Raw genomic sequence first — 18,501 nt, 5'->3', positions numbered from 1 at the left:
GAGGCCATCGGGCCAGGACTGGACCGGGAGACGGTCCAGGCGGTGCTGGAGGGGGCCAGGGCATGGCGCGGTCCGAACGCGCACGCTCTGGCGGAGCACTTGCGGCAGCACCCGGATGCCTTGACATCTTCCTCCCCTCATTGTCCGGCGGTACTGGTCAGGGTCTTGGACCTGCTGGTCAATGCTGGGCACGGGGCTACGGTGGCGCGTGTGGCGTGCGCGGACTGTGGCCGCACCAGCCCCCTGCCGTGCGGGTCCACCTTTGATGGCCGAGTCTGCGGAACGTGCGCGTCGCGGCGCCAACATAGTTCCTACGCCCGGTGCGGGAAGGTCAGGAGGCTGCACGTCCGCCGACCCGAGGGAACCATCTGCAAGCCCTCCCGGGACAGAGAGCCCGACGCCCGGCAGGAGTGCGAGAACTGCCACCGCTTGATGATCTGCCGCCGCAACGGGAGCGAGGGCCGGCTTCTGTGTCAGATCTGCTGCCCGGTCCACCGCCGTCGCTGCGTGCGCTGCGGCCGTCAGCGCCGGGTCAACGCACACACACCGCAAGGCCCAGTGTGCAGCAGCTGTTACACCAGTCCGCCGAGGAAGTGTGGGGTGTGCGGCCGTATCGCCTCGATCCGGTCGAAGGCCAAGGGAGGGCAGCCGGATATCTGCGGCGACTGCTACCAGGAGCCGAAGAAGCCGTGCTGTGTGTGCGGCCGTATCCGGCAGGGCCAGCACATCGACAAGGGCCGGGGGGCTTTCCACTGCTCCACCTGCACCCCACGGCCCCTGCGCACCTGCGGCATCTGCGGGCAGCAGCAGCCGGTCAAGACGACCTGGCCCCTGGGTCCGGTGTGCGACCGCTGTTACCGATGGCGGCGCCGCACACCTGCCCCTTGCAGCCAGTGCGGGCGAAGCGGGATTCTCGTCGGCCGAACTGATGAGGGTGAAGATCTGTGCGGCGCGTGCTGCGGGCACCAAAACTCCGCGGCGGCTTGCGCGCGATGCTCCTCTACTGGCCTTCTGCGGCCGGACAGCCTGTGCCCGCACTACTCACTCACACGCAAGGTACGCAGCCTGCTCTCCACCGATGAAAACACCGTCCCGCCCGTCCTGGAGCCACTCGCAGATGTCCTGGCTCAAGCGGACAACCCCTACCCCGTCCTTGAATGGCTGCGCCGCAGCCCGGTCTCCACGCTGCTGGCCAGCCTGGCGCAGGAACCGACGAAGATCAGCCACCAGACCCTCGATGCTCCTCCGCCAAACAACTCCATGCGCTATGTGCGCGACCTCCTGGTCACCGCAGGCATCCTCCCCAGGCGGGATGAGAATTTCGCCCGGCTGGAAATCTGGCTCGCACGTACTCTCACCCAACTACCAGCCCACCACGTCACCATCATCAGGCCCTTCGCCGAATGGGGCGTGGTGCGAGACGCACGCCGCCGCTCAACGCGCGGGCGCTACAGCCTGGGCGCCTACAAGGGAGATTGCCGCGACATCCGCTTCGCCGCCGCCTTCCTGACCTGGCTGGACACCCAGAACATCCAGTTCGCTTCCCTCACACAAACCGACCTGGACCTGTGGCTGATCGAGCACCCCACCATGCGCAGCCGCATCATCCCCTTCCTCCGCTGGGCGAAAGCCCGCAACCTCACCCACGGGGTCACCCTCCACTACCCGCCCAGCCGAAGTCCTGAGCACTTCCAGCCCGAGGACCTCCTCCACCGGCAGCTCCACCGCCGCCTCCACGAGGCCACCCTCCCCCTCGAGGTCCGCCTCTACGCCCTCCCCCTGTCCCGGATCGTCGAGCTGACCGCCGACCACTTTCACCGGGATGCCCAAGCGACCTACCTCACGCTCGACCGCCACCCCATGGTTCTCCCGCCCGCGCTGGCCCACCTGATCGAAACGCAGTTCTCAAGTCTCCACGGTGCTCCTGCACATCAGCGGCAGCTTCACGATGCCACCGGCTACCTGCTGCCGGGCCACAGCCTGGGCCGCCCCCGCATTTCCATGGGGCTGGCCGACACCCTCAGGCGCTATGAGCTGCCGGTCCGGGCCGCACGCAACACCGCAATGATGGAAGCCATCACCGACCTGCCACCCGCCGTGGTCGCCGACCTGTTCGGCCTCACCCCGCCACCGCCCACCGATGGGCTCAATTCGCCGGCGGCCGGTGGACCGACTACCTCGCCGCCCGCCACCCACAGGGCCCTCCGCTCGGGTCGGCGCGACCAAGCGGAAAGTAGCTGTACGTAGTTATGGTGACTGATGGTGACGACCCCTCGGCATCCGGGGCGGGAATCTCGGTGTGATGTCCGCGGTTGAACGGCCCATGGTTAGCATCAGTCACGAAACACAACAGGAAACTCGCGCGCGGCTGCGCCGGGTGCTGGCGGAAGCCGCCTTCGAGGTATTGCCTGGGCACTGGGCGTACCACGAGCACCCCGGAGGGCCGGTACCGCAGCCGTCCGCCGACGCGCTGGCTCTGGTGCGCGACGAGGAGAGCTGGTCGGTCCTCGGACCGGCGCAGGGCGACGAGGCGGAGGTCTTCGGCGTCTTCGCCTTCCACTTCCCGGCAGCGGCCGACAACAGCGGCTTTGTAGGCTGGCTGGCCAGCGAGCTCAAGGACCAACTCGGCACGGGCGTGGCCGTGCTCTGCGGCTACAACTCCGCGCAGGGCGGCATTTACGACTACTGGCTCGTCCCCGCACGACTTTTGGGCGAGGCCGTGGCACACGTGCAGGATCTGGCGGCAGAGGACAGCCAGTAGACAGGATCGTAGCTCTTCGTAAAGCCTTTGCTGTACGGCCCCCGGGACCCATGACGACGTCCGGACATCGATGAGTAGGTCAGGCGGCATGCGGGAGCTGGCCCGGCCGCGTCCTGGCGGTGCGGTCCGGTGCGGCGCAGTCTGACGAGCGGGACTCGTGGTCGGCGCCGGGAGTCTTCGCCGCGTCGCAGCAGACGCTGTCGGTGCAGCGAAAACTCCCGGCGCCGCGACCATGGCGCCAAGGAGAAGCCGACAGCGCGGGCCACTGCTGCGCTGGTGACGAGGCCCAGCACCATGGCGAAGACCTGCGCCAGCCCCTTCAGTCCTCCCTCCGCCCCGGGCAGATCACCCCGTCCCGGCACGTCTGAGCGTGAATAGCGCACCTTCCAAATACTGCATATCTGCCAGTGCTCGCGCAGTGCGCACGACGCGGTGATCGGCGCGGTCACCGGCCCCCTCACCATGCCGCACACCGTGCTCCTCGGCCGCTGGGACGAGGCAGGCCGCCTGCGGCTGGTCGCCCGCAGCACCCCGCTGCCCCTCTCGCTGCGCCAGCAGATCGGCGGCGTCCTGGGGGCGGCCGCGCCCGACCACCCCTGGCGGGAAGTCACCTTCTCCGCCGGCTGGGGCACGCGCGAGGCGCTGGAGCACCGGTGCGTGCGGCCAACGGCCGTCGTGGAGTTTGAGGGCGACGCGGCCCAGGACCGCGGCCGGTGGAGACATCCGGTGCGAATCAGACGCCTACGCCCCGACCTCTCCCCTGATGAACTTCCCGATTTCGAGGGACACTGAGCTTGTTGCTTATCTGAGGAGGCCCGTTTCGACCTCTTCAGATAAACAACAAGCTGAGACCCGGGACCATCCTTGGCACGCCACGGCCGTGCCTCCACCGCTTCCCGTTGCCGAGTAGAATCACCTTCACCCACGCTAGAAACGATATCGTGTTCGATTATTTGGTGCGCGGGACGGTCCATTGCCGGTGCGGTCTGGTGTGACTGAGCCCTTCTGTTGGCCAGTTGAGCGCTTGGTGCCCTGCCTGCTCCACCGACTGGAACCAGCAGATACTTGTCCAAGATTGTCGCTTCGGCTGCCTCAGCAACCTGTGGTCGGCGCGCCATCGTCCCCCCGGTCATGACCGCTAGCAACGGCACCGTGCCAACCACCCCCACCCCTCCCTGGCCGCACTGCGGACACGAAGCTGAGCCTGACTGCCGCGGGATCAGGGTCGGATCGCATGACTACTGCCTGGCTCACCTCGAGGAAGCCGATCGTTCGGCCTACTTGGCGAGCTTGCAGCCCGGCGCCGACATCGACCACCGAGGCACCCGGTTCGACGGGGTACTACTGGCAAAACTGCTCTCCGCGCTCACGCCCACTGCCGACGACCGGGCCCACCTGGGAAGCGCCTTATTCATGGATGCGGAGTTTGAGGGGGATGTCCGCTTCACGAGGGCGGTATTCAATGGTGAGGCCAGGTTCACCGAGGCGCGCTTTCGCGGGGACGTTGAATTCGTGGGGGCGACATTCAAGGGGAAAACCGATTTCAGCCGGTCAGAATTCAGCAATCACGTCAACTTCTTCCATGTAGAGGTCGACGGTGACATCTCGTTCGCCCTGGCGAGAATCGGCGGGAATGGCATCTTCACGAAGGTGGACATCAGTGGCAGCGCCTCGTTCCACATGATGGAGTTTGGCGGGCTTGCCTCGTTCGCAGACGCGCGCATCAAGGGCGACACCAAATTCCACCGAACAAACTTCCAACGCGCGCCCAAACTGGGGCCCATGTCTTGCTGCGGGACGCTGGATCTCTCGGAGGCGACGTTTGGGGCAGCCGTGACAATCGAAGTGGCGGCGCCCACGGTGCTGTGCCGACGGACGCGATGGGCCGCCACGGCAGCACTGCGCCTACGCTATGCAACCGTCGACTTGAGCGACGCAGTATTGGAATACCCAGTAATTGTCGCCACTCACTCCCGGCCGTTCACGCTGCCATTTACCGATCCCCCGGGGTCGGAAGAGCCCGAACTGGATCGGCAGAACCCCCGTGTGCAGGTGGTGTCCCTGCGAGGCGCGGACGCCGCACATCTTCTGCTCGCCGATATCGACCTCACCCAGTGCCTCTTTGCTGGGACCGTGCACCTCGACCAACTACGACTGGAAGGGCTCTATCACCTGCCCGCCACCCCATCCGGCCTGCGCCGGCGCGGGGTATGGCCCGTTCGCTGGACGCCGCGCCGCACCCTGGCCGAAGAGCAGCACTGGCGTACCGCCCGCAGTACCGGCACGGATGGCTGGACGACTCCCGCCCCAGAGGGGGTTGATGTACTGGACCCGGCGGCGCTGGCGCCTGTATACCGGCAGCTACGCAAGGCATTCGAGGACGGCAAACACGAGCCCGGAGCAGCGGATTTTTATTACGGCGAGATGGAAATGCGCCGCCACGCTGACGACATTCCCTTGGGTGAGCGGAGCGTGCTCGCCGCGTACTGGGCGGTATCGGGGTACGGCCTGCGCGCTTCCCGCGCCCTCGGGTGGCTGTTGCTGGCCATGACCACCACCGTGCTGCTGATGACGCTGTGGGGCCTGCCCAAGGATGACCAGAAACCCGAGACCACCGGCAAGCTCACAGACCAGCGCATCTCGCTGACCACCGACACTCCCGAGGCAGCCACGCCTGACGGACCGCTCACACAACGCATGACCCCTGACCGGTTCGAGAAGTCATTGCGAGTGGTCATCAACTCGGTAGTATTCCGTTCTTCCGGTCAGGGCCTGACCACCTTCGGCACGTACACCGAGATGGCCTCCCGTGTCACCGAGCCGGTCCTGCTCGGTCTAGCTGCCCTCGCCATTCGTGGCCGTGTGAAGCGGTAGCCGACCGTAGTCGAAGGAGTATCGCCTCGGCACGAGGCCATGTTCCAGTTAGCCAGCTGTGGTGCTCAACGGGCCAACTGGAATGCTCAGTCGCAGCTGGAGGCTACGCGTCCAGCCCGGCGCCCCTCGGTCGGGTGAACTGCTTTGCCATGCGGAACACATGAGAGGCTGCGGGCGATACGACTACGACGTGATCACTATGACCCGCAGCCTGCTGGCCGCCGCCCTTGCCACCCCGCTCCTGGCCGCCGCGGCTCCGGCTGTGGCCGAGCCCGCTCCCCAGCGCGTCGACCTGCCGGTGCAGCGCGCCGTCCAGGCCCTGCCCGTCGACGAGGAGTCGAGGGCGGGCTACAAGAGGACGTCCTTCAAACACTGGGTGGACGCGGACCGCGACGGCTGCAACACGCGCGCCGAGGTGCTGATTGCCGAGGCGGTCGAAAAGCCCACGGTCGGCGCGGGCTGCAAGATTTTGGGAGGTCAGTGGCGTTCGTACTACGACGACATCACCGTGAGCAAGGCTGGGGCCCTCGATATCGATCACATGGTCCCCTTGGCCGAGGCGTGGGACAGCGGGGCGTCGAAATGGGATGCGGACCGGCGCATGCGCTACGCCAACGATCTTGGTAGCGAACGCAGTCTCGTCGCGGTCACTGCGCGATCGAATCGCCAGAAAAGCGACCAGGACCCCAGCACGTGGTGGGTGCCGAGCGCCGACGCGTCGTGTCAGTACCTGTCCGACTGGGTCGCCACCAAAACCCGCTGGCAACTCACCATCGACCGGGCGGAGAAGAACGCCCTCACCCAGCGCGCCACCGAGTGCCCCGCGGCGAGGGTGAGCACCGAGATCGCGAGCTGAAGCATCCTGGGCCTGGTCACGGACGCCGCCGCGACCAGGCCCAGGCTCAACCGGCGATGCCGGCCGAGGAGCAGCCGAGAGAGTGGTGGAGGGTCTGGCGCGGTCGGGGACTCTGGGCGGGGAGGGCGGTTTCCGCGCTACGCACTGACGAAGTCCTTGAGCATCTCGTTCAGGTCGTTCAGGGACTCCCGCACCGGAACGCGGAATTTGACGGCGCGCATCTGGATGCAGCTGGCGGTGTAGTCGGCGAGCTCCACCACCAGGTCGTAGAACTCACCCTGGTCTCGCGCGAATGCCTTCCCGAGCTCCTCTGCACCGGGCCCGCCGTGGTCCGTGAGCATGCCCCGCAGGACCGGGCCGATAGAAAATTCCTTGCCTCGGGCGGCTGCTGCCGACTCCATCGAGTCCACGAGAGTCTCGGGTGTCTGGTCGCTCTCCTGGGCGAGAACGGTAGTCACCGCCGTTGCGCTGGCTGCCGTGCCTGTCGCCAGGAGCAGTACACGGTCCATGCCACCGTCGTCGGCGTCGGCGTGCGCTTCGCGGGCCATGACGCGGCAGGCGGGGTGATCGGTACGACGTGTGGTCGTGCGGCAGGCAGGGTTCATGGAGGCGCGGACGATTTCCATCACGGTCGCGTGGGGTTCGGGCATGTCTTCATGCTGGCTCACCGGCGCGTCTTTCCGTGGCGGAGTACGCAGATCCGTACTGCTAACGGATAGGAGTGCGGCAGGCGGAGGGCGTGCGTGGCGGTGTCCGCTCTGTCCGTGGCGGGCGTACGGCTCGTTGTGCCGGGCGCCGGAGGGGGATGCTTCGCCCGGGCCGTCTATCTACGCAATAGCCCCGAGACCGCCCGGCGTCACTTCCACCACCGCCGCTACAACCGACTCCACCCCGGCAACCCCCGCCCCGACGCCACCGACGCCCCCCACCTGCGCAACTCGTCGAGGACCCCCCACCCAAGGACGCGGCGCCCGTCCACCTGCGCGCACGCAAACAGCTCGCCCCCGTCCTCTCCCGCCTCCAACGAGCCGCGCGCATGCCACTACGTCACCTCGGACTGCGCGTCGGCGTCTCAGCCTCCTACCTCAGCCGCGTCCTGGCCGGCCAGCGCTTCCCCTCCTGGGAGGTGACCGAACGCCTCGGACGCGCGCTGGGAGCCGACGTGTGCACCCTGCGACGGATCTGGGAGGACGAGGACCGCTACCTGACCGTCGAGAAACTGCACCGCAAATCCCGCGCGAGCACCTCCTTGGGGAAGGCCACACCCGGCGCCGACCTCGCTTCCGCCCTCAGCGCCCTCCACCAGCGCTGCGGGACGCCCACAGCCCGCGCCATCGCCATCGTCCTCGACCACGCGCTCACGCCCGAACAGATCAGCGCAGCCCTCAACGGCACACTGCTGCCCGCCTGGCCATCCACCGAACGGCTCGTGCGAGTCCTTCAGGGCGACCCCGCGACCTTCTACCCGCTGTGGCAGGACAGTGCCACCCCGGCCGCGTCGATCTCGTCAACCGGGGGGCCTTCGCACCCCCCGCGCGGCCCCGCGCCGGCCGCCACCCCCGGCAGCCGACTCACCGACATCTTCGCCACCTTCGGAGCCACCCTCAGCGCACCACCTCCCGCCCTCACACATACCTGACAACGGCCAGGACCTGCCGCCAGGAAACTTGGAAAGGCCCCGGCCACGGTGTTCTCGATGCCGTCCGCCAGACCGCGCGCACCGCCTGACGGACGGCGACACCAGAGCCCAGCTCGGCGGTGGACAGCGAGTTGGCAGCGACGACTACAGGCTCTGGGTGAGGGTCTCGCAGTAGCCGAGGGATATTGTCGCCTGGTGGAGGTCGTCGCTGGCCGCGGACCGGCGAGCCATGCCCATCATCATCACGATGCTTTGCAAAGGCCCGTCCTCATCGGCACCGTCGTCTTGCTCCAGGCGGTCGCGCAACACTCGGCCGGCCTGGTCCAGGAAGTCGGGCCAGGCACCGCGGGAGGCATCCGGGCGTACTCCAGTCAGGGGCGTCAGCCACAGATCGGCGTGCGACTGGAGCAGCTGCTCGGTGGCGCGGAAGTCCAGGACGGTCCCGCAGGGGAGCGAATCGCTGTCGGGATGGGTCCTTGCGCCAGGCCATTCGGGCAGGCTCTCTGAGTGCGCGGGACACAGAAACGCGAGCCAGGCCGCATTCTGTCCGGGCTCGTCAGCGGGTCCCTCTCGGAGCGCGGTCGTCTTGCCGGAACATTTCAGTACGGTTCGGAGCGCGCTGAGTTCACGGTGAGCGGAGAGCTGCTGGAAGGGGGTTGGCATCTGCGCTCCTTCGCGGGCCGGGCCTTGCTGGGGCCGGCGTGCGGTGTACGGCGGTCTCGATACGGCGCGGGCCGTGCCGGCCGGTGGCGTGCGGGCCTCGCGCGGTTGTTCTCTGCGGTCAGCCGCACCAGACCACGACGGGTATGCGGATCTCACGGGCTTCGGGGAGGACCTCGTACTCGAAGAGGACCAGCGCGCCGTGTAGCGCCGCCCGGCGTCGTCCATCGGGTCGCCAGGCGGCCGGCGTCGCCGTAACGGGGTCTTCACCACCGGCGTAGGTCCTCGCGGAGCTTCTCGTACCGCTGGCGCCGGTGCGGCTGTGCGGCACTGGGTGCGGGGCCGAGCGCGACGACCTGGTCGTCGATGCCGTAGGTGAGCCGGTACAGCAGGACGTGGGTGGCGCACTCCATCCAACGTTCGGTGCCACGGGCCGGTGGCGCCGCGCCGAGAACGGTGGCGAACCAGGCCGGCAGAAGGGAGCGGCTGCTGACGGCGTCGTCCAGCCGCCCGCGAAGGGCCAGCGTGAGCCGCTTCTCCGCCCGGACGCCTGCCGCTATTGCCGGCTGCTTGTCGGCGCGGGCCGTGGTGTCCGCGGCCAGGGCCTCGGAGGCTTCCTGTGCCTCGGCTTCCTGCCGGGCCAGGCCCTGGCGCAGTGTGGCCTCGGTTGTGATGGCGCTGCGCAGTTGGGTGGCGGCTTCGGTGTGGTCTTGTGTGCCGTAGCGGGTGCCGGCCAGCGTGCCGGTCAGCTCGACGACTTCTTCCCGGGCCGTTTGGTGTCGGGCTCGCGTGTTGCGGAAGCGTTCCACGCGTGCCCGGTGGATGCCGCGTGAATGGTCGCTGAGGAGGAACTCGGCGGCGTTCCAGCCGGACTGCATGGTGCGTGCCAGGGAGCGCTGGTCCTTGGTGAAGGTGTCCAGGTCCGCGGCGGGAGCTCCGCCGGCGGCCATGATCTGGCCTTCCAGCAGCCGTACGTGTCGGGTGAGACGCGCGACTGCCTGTTCCGCGGTGTCGACGCGGCCGCCCAGCTCTTCTCGGATCTCATCGACTCTGCCGTCGACCTGTTCGATGTCGCTGCGGATATCGCGCAGCTCGTAGTCCAGATCGTCGGTGTATCCGAACCGGGTCTTCAGGCTCTCGTGCTCGCTGTCCAGGTCGTCGAGGCGCCTGTCCAGGTCGCGGACGCGCCGTTCGGTGGCCTCCATCTGGTATTCAAGTTCTTCGCTCATTTCACGGCCCCCTGCTCATCCGCGGAGGCGATGCCGACCACGGCCCAGCCGAACAGGACGGCGATGATGAACCATGCGGACAAGACTCCCAGGGTGACCAGGACGAGCAGCACTCCCACGAGGTGCAGGCCGATGGCCGCTTTACGCCGGGCCTTGTGCTCCTTCGGGCTCGCTTTCAGCGACCAGCCGGTGAGAGTAGCCAGCGCGTGGGGAATGATCAACGCGAGCCACCAGGCGGTGTGCCCGAAGAGGAACACCGCAGCGATGAGCGCAGCGGCCACGCCACTCTGTGCACGCCAGGACCAGAAGATGACCTTCTCGCTGCGCAGCCGCTGCGGTTCGGCGAGCTTGGCCGGCATCTGCTGCTCGAACGCCAACAGCTCCTCCGCCCGACCCACCAGGGCATCGAACGCCTCATCGGTCACCGCGTCGCCGGACCCGAGAGCACCGACGCGCGCATGCTGGTCAGCCAGAGCGCGGGCGAGGCCCTTGTGCCGCTCGTGCAGATCATGTTCCGTCTCGGTCACCGGCTCCCCCGTCGCAAGCTTCCTCATCCCGCCTTCAGATGGCGCGCGGCTTCGAGTATCGCGACTACGGCACCAGCCCACCCGATCTTCGGGAACGCTGGCGTGATTCATTCCCCGCGCGGCAAAAACCTCGCGGAACCAAAGCGACCGCCGATGGATGGAGTGGTGCATCCCCGGGCCCGTCGGCGGCACGCCTGGCTGTTTCACGGCGGCTCGGTGTCGCTTGTTCGGCCACTTCGTGTGACGAACCGGCCAATCTGGCCCTACTCGGGCAGGAATCCTCCTCCGCTTCGGAAAACTACGCAGCGCAACTATCTTGTTACGCGAGCCTGTTGGAGGGATGTCTTGGCGCGCAGGGACGATGTCATCACGCTGCTGATCGACACGAAGAACGAGATGAAGAAATCGGTCGATGACCTGGACAGCCGCGTGGGCGATCTGGACCGGGACCTGCGAGCGACGTTCACCCACGAGATCACCACCTTGCGGGACAGCGGCCTGGCCGACCTGAAGTCGTCCCAGCAAGAGACGCGCGCCAGTGCGAACAGCGCTGGCAAACGGGCCGGTGACGCAGTCACCGCAGTGGCCGAACTACGGCGGGATGTCGACCAGTTGCGCAGCGGGCTGGACAGTCTTCGTCTGGAAGTCGGGGAGGTGCTCGCCCTCCTCCGGACTGCGGCGCCGGTGTCTTCCGGCGGGCCGCCCGACGCGGCCGCAGGAATTGAGGAGGAGCACGGTGTCCTCCCACAACAGCGGCAGCTGATGGAGGAGCCGGCATCGACATCCTTCCCCTTGGGCGCCGGCCCGGAGACGGACGACGCTCTGGATGATCAGGAATCGGCGGATACTGCGGAGCCAAGGGAGGACGCTCCGAAGGCAGGCAAGGAACCGGCGGCGGCCGCGCTGTCCGAACCGGGTCGCGCCGAGGAACACGAAGAGCAGCAGGAGCAGGCCGCCCTCCAGGCGGCGCAGGAAGCCGGCGTCGGAGAACCAGCGCCCAGCGAAGTGAAGGAACCGGCCGCCCTGAGTGAGGCCGGGCGGATCTGGGCGATCATGCGGGCCGGGCGGGTCGCGTCGGCCACACTGGTCTGCCACCGGGACACGTGGGAGTTCGTGGCGTCCCTGGCCGGTTCCCACCCGCACTTCCGTGCCCCGGCTCTTGAAGAACGTGAGGCCGGGCTGGTGGCCGCCGTGCTCTCCGGCCGGTCCCTCGTCGCGGTGCTCCTGGCTCTCTACCGTGCGGCGAAGCCCCCGCACGGGGCGGACGACAGCGACGACAAGCTGGCCGCATATGCCGATTGGGCGATGGCCTCCCAGGTCTACCGGTCTACGGCCAAGGTGCTGTACGACGCGGTACACGCGGAGGGAGCGCCGGTGGTGGTGACTATCGACGACCGCCTGCGCACCAGCCGACCGTAGCCGAGCGGTGCGGTCCGACGCCGTTGGCGCCGCGCGGTCCGTGGCCACATCCGGGCGCTCCGGTACCCGCGTTCGTCTCGGGCGGGACCGTCTCGACATCTAGACGATCCCGGCCGAGAGAAGGCCGCGGTTCTTTTCACGGACGCGTACCAACCGCCTGTCAGCAGGTCCTGGGCGAAACCTGGCAGCAGCAGAGCGCCGCTTCGGTATGCAGCCGCCCTCTCCTCTGCGGCGTGCCTGAGCGATACCCCTTCTTTACTCCTGTGGCTGGTTCGGGGGCCACATTCTGAGTAGGTGCCGCTCGCCGTCGTCGGTCACTTCGACGAGTTGCAGGACGTGGGAGCCGCTGCCGTAGAGCCCGAGCTGCTCGCGATACTTGCGCAGCGCCGTGTCCTTGTCCTCCCCCACACACCGGTCACCGCGGCCCCGTCATCACCGGCGACTGGGAGGAGTGGGAGACCGCCGATCGTAAATACCGTGCCTGGGTCGGCCAGTACGGCGGTGACAGCACCGGGGTAACCATCCGCCTCACGAGAAGGGCGGACGGGCACGTGCTCAAGTCCTGGCCTCTGGCGGAGGAACGAGTGGACAGATGAGCAGCGGGTACGCGACGTGGCGCGGCTCGCTGTCCGCCATGGCCGCTCAGCGTGCCGTGTGTTCCGCTGGCTGTCGGGTCCGCCACTTCACCATGCTGGAGGCCCGAAGAATCCCGGTCACAAGGTGGTTCTCTCAGAAAGTGCGGGCGCCCGCGTTTAACGCCGGCCGCGGTCGGCGTTGCGCTTGCCGGCCGGGCCGGCGCCCGGATGCCCCGAGATGGATGCCTGGTCAGACCAGGGAGCAGGGCCTGCCCGATGCCTGACCGGCGGTCAGGTCACTGACCACCACGCGGTGGTCGTCGTTCACCGTGTGCAGCATGCAATTCCGGGAGTTCAGCCCCTTGTGGAGGATGTAGTCGAACTTCTTGCCCGAACCGACCTGCGTGCCGTTGCAGCGGCTGTCCCAGGTCTGCTTGCAGAACGGGTCGACGTCCGAGAACCCTGACTTCCAGATCCGCCCCATTTCCGGGTACTGGGGCGACCAGGGCTGGGCGTTGAAGTCACCGGCAATCAGCGTGTTCGGCATGCCAGGGACGGCATCCATCAGCTGGTCCACCTGTTTGACGCGGAGGTCTCTATCCCCGGCGTCGCTGAGCTGCGTGTTGAACACCCGGACGTCCCGACCCGCGAGACGGGTTATGAAGAACGTGAGGTTCCGGTTCTCGTTGAAGTCTCTGTCCTTGTAGGGGTCAGCACCGTATCCGTCGACCTTGGTGCCCTTGGCTGCCAGGGCCACCGACCCCAGCATTTTGGTGCCGTCGCAGGTGTTGAGGTCGGTCCACTGCCCGGGATAGGCGTCGTACTCCAGCCCCTGTCGCTTCAGCATCTTGACAGCCTCGTCCACCTCGCCGTGGCACGATTCCTGGAGCAGGGCGATCTGGGGCTTGAAACGCATGATCTGCTCGGCAACGAGCTGCGGTGTGCCGAGGTCCTGCCCGTTGGAGTTCCAGGACATGACCCGGTCACGGACCACCGAAGCCTTGGCGGCCTGCCCCTCGCCCGACCCGCCGGCCCCAGCAGCGAGCCTGGATGTCACTCCTGCCGTCTCAGCTTTGGCGGCCTGCCCCTCGCCCGACCCGCCGGCCCCAGCAGCGAGCATAGGTATCGTCACTCCTGCCGTCACAAGCAGCGCCAGCCCTGCGCCCCATCTTGACCTGTTCATCATTCCCCCTCCTGGCTGGTACCCGCGCGGCCGGCCTGTACGGGCGCGCACGAGTACCCCTTTCCGTCGCGAAGGCCAGTGCCCGACGGACCTGGCCCTTCGCCTGGTCAGTGTGTTCCCACCGTGCCGGGGCGGGCTGGGAGAAACCTGCAACAAACCTTGAATGTGGAGGTGGGCTGAGGGATCAGAGAGTGCGGATGGACTCGGGGCGGTGACCGGACCGCTGACGCTCCCCCACACCCTGCTGCTCGGCCGCTACGACGACGACAGGCTACGAATGATCGCGCGCAGCACTCCCCTGCCCACACCGCTGCGGCATGAGGTGGGCGCCGTCCTCGCAGCTCCCTCACCCGATCACCCCTGGATGAATGTCACCTTCAGCCCGGCCTGGGGAACCCGGGAGGCTTTGGAGCACCGGCGTGTGCGGCCGTCGGCGGTCGTCGAGTTCGAGGGCGATGCCGCCGTCGCCGCAGGGAGATACCGCCACCCGGTGGGGGTACGGCGCCTGCGCCCCGACCTCTCCCCCGACGAACTGCCCGTATTCGGGGAGAACTGAGGCCTGGCGTAGCCGGCCGTGAGGGCGCTCGGCTCGTTCGGCTCCCGGCCGCAACGGTGCGTGCGATGCGCGAGGTGCGTTCAGCGTCGATCTGCTGCCAGGTCCCTTCAAGACAGGGGAACCAGTCCAGGGTTCGCCCCCACGGGATGTGCGTTGTTTCGTAATGCCACCAACGGCCTGCTGCGCTCGCAACTCCGTCGTCGGCGGGAGGTGGCTAAGAGCGCGGTCACCGTCGCGCGTTCGGTGCCGGTGACAAAGGCGATCTTCTCAATGCTCAGCCGCAGGTGCTCATGGAGCAGAGCGGCATCATCGGCTGCGGTGCGGGGGTGGCCGCTGCGCTGGGCGACGGCGCGGGTGTGCCTGCGCCATGCCCAGGCGGCGGGGCAGGGTTTCGCGACCACGGTGCTCCAGTTGCTGGCGACCAGGTTGAAGAGGTGAGCGACGGCGACCTGGGCCTCCTCCGGCGTCAGATGGGAGGCGGCGTAGGCGTGGTAGACGGGGCGGTGCAGGTCGTAGAAGGCGTAGAAGGCGGTCGTGAGCACGGCGGGCGAGACGGAAGTTTTCATGATCCTTCTCATGGGTGTGCGGGTCAGCCGAAGACCTCAGCGGGGGCGGGGCCGGTCTCATGGATGTAGCGGGCCTGCTGCCACATCTGGTGCGCGGTCTGCGGCAAGCCCTTGAACGCGGTGACGACTTGGGCGATCACGTCCCAGTGGGGGACGCCGGGCCCCTCGAGTGCCTGCTGCAGCCTGTGGTCGGTGAGGCCGGGTGCGGAGTCGAGGACGCGCCCTTCGCCCGGGGAGCCGGCGGCGTAGTGAAGGGCCCGCAGATAGGTGCGCAGGTACTGGACTGGTTTGTCCGAGTTCGCAGGAACACCCGCGGCGACCTCCCACAGGGGTTCCAGCAGTTCGGGCTCGACCCCGCACACGTCACAGACCTCCTTGACGTGCAGCCAGGAAGCTTCCCGCTCGCCGGAGAGCAGCCGCGAGATGTAGGACGGGTCGACCTGGAGGGCTGTGGCGACCTGCCGCTGGGAGGTGTTGCTCTCGTGCACCATCCGGGTCAGAGCCGCCGCCACGCGCTGATACGGCTGGCGCCACTCCGGCTGGAGGGCAACGGTGCTCCTCCCCTCGGACGGCCTGCTGCACACCAGCCGTTTGTGGGCCGCGAGCTGTTGATCGACCTTCTCGGGCGGGTATTTCTTGCGTAGCCGGTCCTCGGACAGACCGAGTTCGGTAGCGATCCCGGTGAGGGGTTTGCCCTGTGAGCGCTGCCGTACGACGAGGGCTCCGGCCTCTTTCTGCAGCAGGGTGTTCATCCCTGCGAGAAGCCGGGCGATCTCTGCGGGGGAGCCGTCGCTGTAGGCCGCGAGCATCAGGGACTCGGAGAGCGTGTGGAGCTCTTCGGCGATGACGCGCAGACCGTAGGTGCAGCGGGCCGCCCGGCCGGAGTCGAGAGAAGGGGTGGTGCGGGGCTGCGGGCCGGCGGAGTGGGAACGAGCGGGCACGGACACGGGTGACCTCTTTCGGGGGTGCCTGGGCGGGTATCTACGCCCGCCCGCCGAGGGGCGTGATGGTGATCAGCGCTGCTGCCGGGCGGCGAGGCGGGCGGTTCATCGCCGTGGGCCGCCGCCCGGCCGGGCGGATCAGCGACGACGAATACGCCGGTGGACCAGGAAGGATCCGTGGGAGGCCGCCAGGAGGACCGTGACGAGCGGTACCCCGCGGGGCGGGAGAGCGTCCGGCACCACGAGCAGAGGCAAGCAAAGTGCTGTGATGAGCAGGCTCCCGCGGACGGTGACAGCGCAGACATTCCACTGAGGCGTTTCAACCGCACCGCGACTAGGGATGATACGTTCGCGACTCGATTTCCCCGTAAGTGCATCAGCACGTGCAGGGAGGCGAATTGGACGTGGGTGTAGAGCCATGAGGGGTTCCTCTCGGGGTTCGGACTGGCGTCAAGAAGTGACAAGGACCCCGGTGGGCCGGCCAAGCACAGCCGGGGTCCTTGCTTGCCCGGCGAATGGCCGGAGAGGGGACAGTACTACCTTCCGCACGCACCCGGTGCCGGAAAGTAGCACCATGGGTATAGACGCCCGTCGGCGCTGAGCGACCAGCCTTCTCAATGCTCTGAGCGGTACTGTTCGGTAGACGCTAAAAATCGATCAGCGATTCGGGCATAAGCCGCGAAAATCTCCGCCTTGAGAATCGAATACGCGCGCGCAGCTCAGATCGTCAGTGCCCGCATGCGCCGCCCCGAACGCCTCCCGGCGAGCAACATGGTTGTCATCAAATCCCCCCGGAACCACCGAACTCGTTAACTCTAAAGAGTGACGGCTTCCCCATCACCCAACCGGCCAGCCCGCACCCACCGCGGGCCCGGCGACGCCGACGTGCCGGATGTCCAATCAGTCCCGCACCGCCATGACTCCACGGCCAGCGGGGCCGCGCGCCCACGTCGCCCCGGACCGGCGCGCGGAATACGCGGGGACTGCCGAACCGCTACCCGGAGCGCGAAGCGCAGGTGCCAGTCCTGGTGCAGGGGTGTCAGATCGCGGGCGAGGCCGTGTTCGTGGGCGGGCTCGTGATCGGCACGCAGCTGACGGAAGCCGACGTGGCGGGGGGTGGTGTCGCGGGCCGGCATGAACTGGGCGAGGCCGCGCACATGCCCGACGGCCTGGCGCCCGTCCTCGGAGACGCTGATCGCAACATGTCCCAGACGGCCCCAGGGTGCGACGATCCGCGCGCCGGGCCGGGCCCTGGCCACCCAGCTCAGGGGATCGTCTCGACAGCGTAGGTAGCGATGACCCGCTCGTACCCGTCGCCGGGTACGTCACCCGTCTCGCCGTCCCCGTTGTGCACGTGGACGGCGACCTCGGCCTGCTTCAGTCACTGCCGGGTTGCGGCGGCGATTTCCTCGTCGACTTCGACACTGGTGACCCGTCCGCGCGGGGCTTGTGCCCCGGCCTGCGGTCCGTTAGCCCGGCTTGCTCCCACCCTCCCTCCATCGCTGGGCGAGGTCGATTACCTCATCGACGAACACGCGGAAATCTATGTTGGCTGGAGTAGACATTAGGTTGTGGTGTGGTTATGGTTTCTCTCGTAGCCGAGATCGACGAGGCCTGGCAGAGACGAACTGCCGGCCAGCAGTAGCCGCAGTTGCAGTTCGCAGGACGGTTCGGTGGTGGAGTTCCGGAGCCAGGGTTGTTGCAGGACGGCGACGGGACTGACGACCGGACCGGGGGGCCCGCAGTGATCAGGGGCCGCCGTGAGCAGTACCGCAGTTCGGTATGTGCAGTTCGCAGTACCCAGCAGTGCAGTGAGCAGCACCTCGGTGAAGGCGTCGGCTGCGGACGCACGCACCGGGAGGTTCGGCAGTGGGGTTCCAAGCCGGGGCAGACGCAGGACGGGCGACGGGGCTGGCTGCCGAAGAGTGGCGCTACAGCAGGCCACAGAGCAGTTCGCATCACCAGCAGTACGCAGGAGCGCAGTACCCGCAGTAGGTAAGTGATTGATCCCAGAGGGAAGAAACGGAGGAGCCAGGCGCCATCAGGATCGCCCGGGCGGAAGTCTTGAGCCCGGGTACCGCAGGACATCGATAGTGAGGTGGTCTCCGGTCAAGCAACCGCGATCCCCGCACCCCCGACAGCGTCTCGGTCGGGTCTGCGGATACAGAAGGCCGGTGCGGTATCAGGGCCGGCAGATGGTGTAGCAGTTCCTTCGGGGCCCTGGTGCCAGACGGCACCAGGGCCCCTCCACGCGTTCCACAGAGAGGTGCAATGACAGCAGACGACTCCTTCGGCCGTCTCGACGACGACGACTACCCCGCCTACACCATGGGCCGGGCCGCCGAGATGCTCGGCACCACCCACAGCTTCCTCCGAGCCATCGGCGAAGCCCGCCTCATCACCCCGCTCCGCTCCCCCGGCGGCCACCGCCGCTACTCCCGCTACCAACTGCGCATCGCGGCCCGCGCCCGGGAACTCGTCGACCACGGGACCCCCATCGAGGCTGCCTGCCGCATCGTCATCCTCGAAGACCAGCTCGAAGAAGCCCAGCGCATCAACGCCGAACACCGCCGCACCGCCAAAACAGCAAGCCCAACAACCGCGGCCTGAGACGGCTGAGACCTGCAACTTCCCCAGGAGCCTGCGGGCTGCCAGCCAGGTCCGCTCCGGACTGGCGGCCCTGCGCGACACAGCGGCCGAGCGGGGCTGGCCGTC

The 18,501-nt window shown here is 67.8% G+C and carries 18 protein-coding genes; 10 read left to right on the top strand and 8 right to left on the bottom strand.

Features of this window, described 5'->3' with window-relative positions; all coding sequences use genetic code 11:
- The first annotated feature begins 600 nt into the window (after nucleotides 1–600).
- From OHB04_RS41460 to OHB04_RS41440, 5 genes are all read left to right on the top strand, one after another.
- Complete coding sequence (locus OHB04_RS41460) at nucleotides 601–2,247, top strand: XRE family transcriptional regulator (RefSeq protein WP_326693179.1); 1,647 nt, start codon at nucleotides 601–603, stop codon at nucleotides 2,245–2,247.
- 76 nt (nucleotides 2,248–2,323) lie between these two features.
- Nucleotides 2,324–2,761 carry a DUF6196 family protein gene (locus OHB04_RS41455; RefSeq protein ID WP_326693180.1) on the top strand — a complete coding sequence of 146 codons (438 nt, stop codon included), beginning with the start codon at nucleotides 2,324–2,326 and terminating at the stop codon, nucleotides 2,759–2,761.
- A gap of 432 nt (nucleotides 2,762–3,193) precedes the next feature.
- Nucleotides 3,194–3,553: a hypothetical protein gene (locus tag OHB04_RS41450; RefSeq protein WP_326693181.1), complete on the top strand. Its 360-nt coding sequence runs from the start codon at nucleotides 3,194–3,196 to the stop codon at nucleotides 3,551–3,553.
- A gap of 339 nt (nucleotides 3,554–3,892) precedes the next feature.
- Nucleotides 3,893–5,635, top strand: a complete 1,743-nt coding sequence (locus OHB04_RS41445) for a pentapeptide repeat-containing protein (protein WP_326693182.1) — start codon at nucleotides 3,893–3,895, stop codon at nucleotides 5,633–5,635.
- A 199-nt stretch (nucleotides 5,636–5,834) separates the two neighbouring features.
- Nucleotides 5,835–6,491: an HNH endonuclease family protein gene (locus tag OHB04_RS41440; RefSeq protein ID WP_326693391.1), complete on the top strand. Its 657-nt coding sequence runs from the start codon at nucleotides 5,835–5,837 to the stop codon at nucleotides 6,489–6,491.
- Nucleotides 6,492–6,628: 137 nt separating this feature from the next.
- Here the strand turns inward: OHB04_RS41440 and OHB04_RS41435 are convergent, their stop codons facing one another.
- A complete protein-coding gene (locus OHB04_RS41435) occupies nucleotides 6,629–7,141 on the bottom strand; it encodes a hypothetical protein (RefSeq protein ID WP_326693183.1) in 513 nt (170 codons plus the stop codon).
- Between the two features lie 329 nt (nucleotides 7,142–7,470).
- Between OHB04_RS41435 and OHB04_RS41430 the strand changes: the two genes are divergently transcribed.
- Nucleotides 7,471–8,130, top strand: coding sequence for a helix-turn-helix domain-containing protein (locus OHB04_RS41430; RefSeq protein ID WP_326809673.1), 660 nt, complete (start codon nucleotides 7,471–7,473; stop codon nucleotides 8,128–8,130).
- Nucleotides 8,131–8,274: 144 nt separating this feature from the next.
- Here OHB04_RS41430 and OHB04_RS41425 read toward each other — a convergent pair whose 3' ends face one another.
- From OHB04_RS41425 to OHB04_RS41415, 3 genes are all read right to left on the bottom strand, one after another.
- Nucleotides 8,275–8,793, bottom strand: a complete 519-nt coding sequence (locus tag OHB04_RS41425; RefSeq protein ID WP_326693184.1) for a hypothetical protein — start codon at nucleotides 8,791–8,793, stop codon at nucleotides 8,275–8,277.
- A 263-nt stretch (nucleotides 8,794–9,056) separates the two neighbouring features.
- Nucleotides 9,057–10,019 (bottom strand): hypothetical protein, encoded by a 963-nt coding sequence (locus OHB04_RS41420; RefSeq protein ID WP_326693185.1) that lies wholly within the window; start codon nucleotides 10,017–10,019, stop codon nucleotides 9,057–9,059.
- Nucleotides 10,016–10,546, bottom strand: coding sequence for a hypothetical protein (locus OHB04_RS41415; protein WP_326693186.1), 531 nt, complete (start codon nucleotides 10,544–10,546; stop codon nucleotides 10,016–10,018). The genes OHB04_RS41420 and OHB04_RS41415 overlap by 4 nt, the downstream gene beginning before the upstream one ends.
- Before the next feature lie 345 nt (nucleotides 10,547–10,891).
- On the opposite strand from OHB04_RS41415, the gene OHB04_RS41410 reads away from it, so the two are divergent.
- Nucleotides 10,892–11,965 carry a hypothetical protein gene (locus OHB04_RS41410; RefSeq protein ID WP_326693187.1) on the top strand — a complete coding sequence of 358 codons (1,074 nt, stop codon included), beginning with the start codon at nucleotides 10,892–10,894 and terminating at the stop codon, nucleotides 11,963–11,965.
- A gap of 255 nt (nucleotides 11,966–12,220) precedes the next feature.
- Here OHB04_RS41410 and OHB04_RS41405 read toward each other — a convergent pair whose 3' ends face one another.
- The gene (locus tag OHB04_RS41405; protein WP_326693188.1) at nucleotides 12,221–12,373 is read right to left on the bottom strand and encodes a hypothetical protein; all 153 of its coding nucleotides are present in this window, start codon (nucleotides 12,371–12,373) and stop codon (nucleotides 12,221–12,223) included.
- 417 nt (nucleotides 12,374–12,790) lie between these two features.
- On the bottom strand, nucleotides 12,791–13,726 hold the full coding sequence (locus tag OHB04_RS41400; protein ID WP_326693189.1) for an endonuclease/exonuclease/phosphatase family protein: 936 nt from the start codon (nucleotides 13,724–13,726) through the stop codon (nucleotides 12,791–12,793).
- 208 nt (nucleotides 13,727–13,934) lie between these two features.
- Here OHB04_RS41400 and OHB04_RS41395 point away from each other — a divergent pair, with 208 nt between their 5' ends.
- On the top strand, nucleotides 13,935–14,279 hold the full coding sequence (locus OHB04_RS41395) for a hypothetical protein (RefSeq protein ID WP_326693190.1): 345 nt from the start codon (nucleotides 13,935–13,937) through the stop codon (nucleotides 14,277–14,279).
- Nucleotides 14,280–14,386: 107 nt separating this feature from the next.
- Here the strand turns inward: OHB04_RS41395 and OHB04_RS41390 are convergent, their stop codons facing one another.
- A complete protein-coding gene (locus OHB04_RS41390; protein WP_326693191.1) occupies nucleotides 14,387–14,845 on the bottom strand; it encodes a hypothetical protein in 459 nt (152 codons plus the stop codon).
- A 23-nt stretch (nucleotides 14,846–14,868) separates the two neighbouring features.
- A complete protein-coding gene (locus OHB04_RS41385) occupies nucleotides 14,869–15,792 on the bottom strand; it encodes a helix-turn-helix domain-containing protein (RefSeq protein ID WP_326693192.1) in 924 nt (307 codons plus the stop codon).
- A gap of 1,010 nt (nucleotides 15,793–16,802) precedes the next feature.
- On the opposite strand from OHB04_RS41385, the gene OHB04_RS41380 reads away from it, so the two are divergent.
- A complete protein-coding gene (locus OHB04_RS41380; protein WP_326809667.1) occupies nucleotides 16,803–17,075 on the top strand; it encodes a hypothetical protein in 273 nt (90 codons plus the stop codon).
- 982 nt (nucleotides 17,076–18,057) lie between these two features.
- On the top strand, nucleotides 18,058–18,396 hold the full coding sequence (locus tag OHB04_RS41375) for a helix-turn-helix domain-containing protein (protein ID WP_326689387.1): 339 nt from the start codon (nucleotides 18,058–18,060) through the stop codon (nucleotides 18,394–18,396).
- Nucleotides 18,397–18,501 lie beyond the last annotated feature (105 nt).

The sequence above is a fragment of the Streptomyces sp. NBC_01775 genome (assembly GCF_035917675.1).
GTDB lineage: Bacteria > Actinomycetota > Actinomycetes > Streptomycetales > Streptomycetaceae > Streptomyces.
Note: the sequence above shows the minus strand (reverse complement) of the source record. Positions and strands in the feature narration are given on the sequence as shown.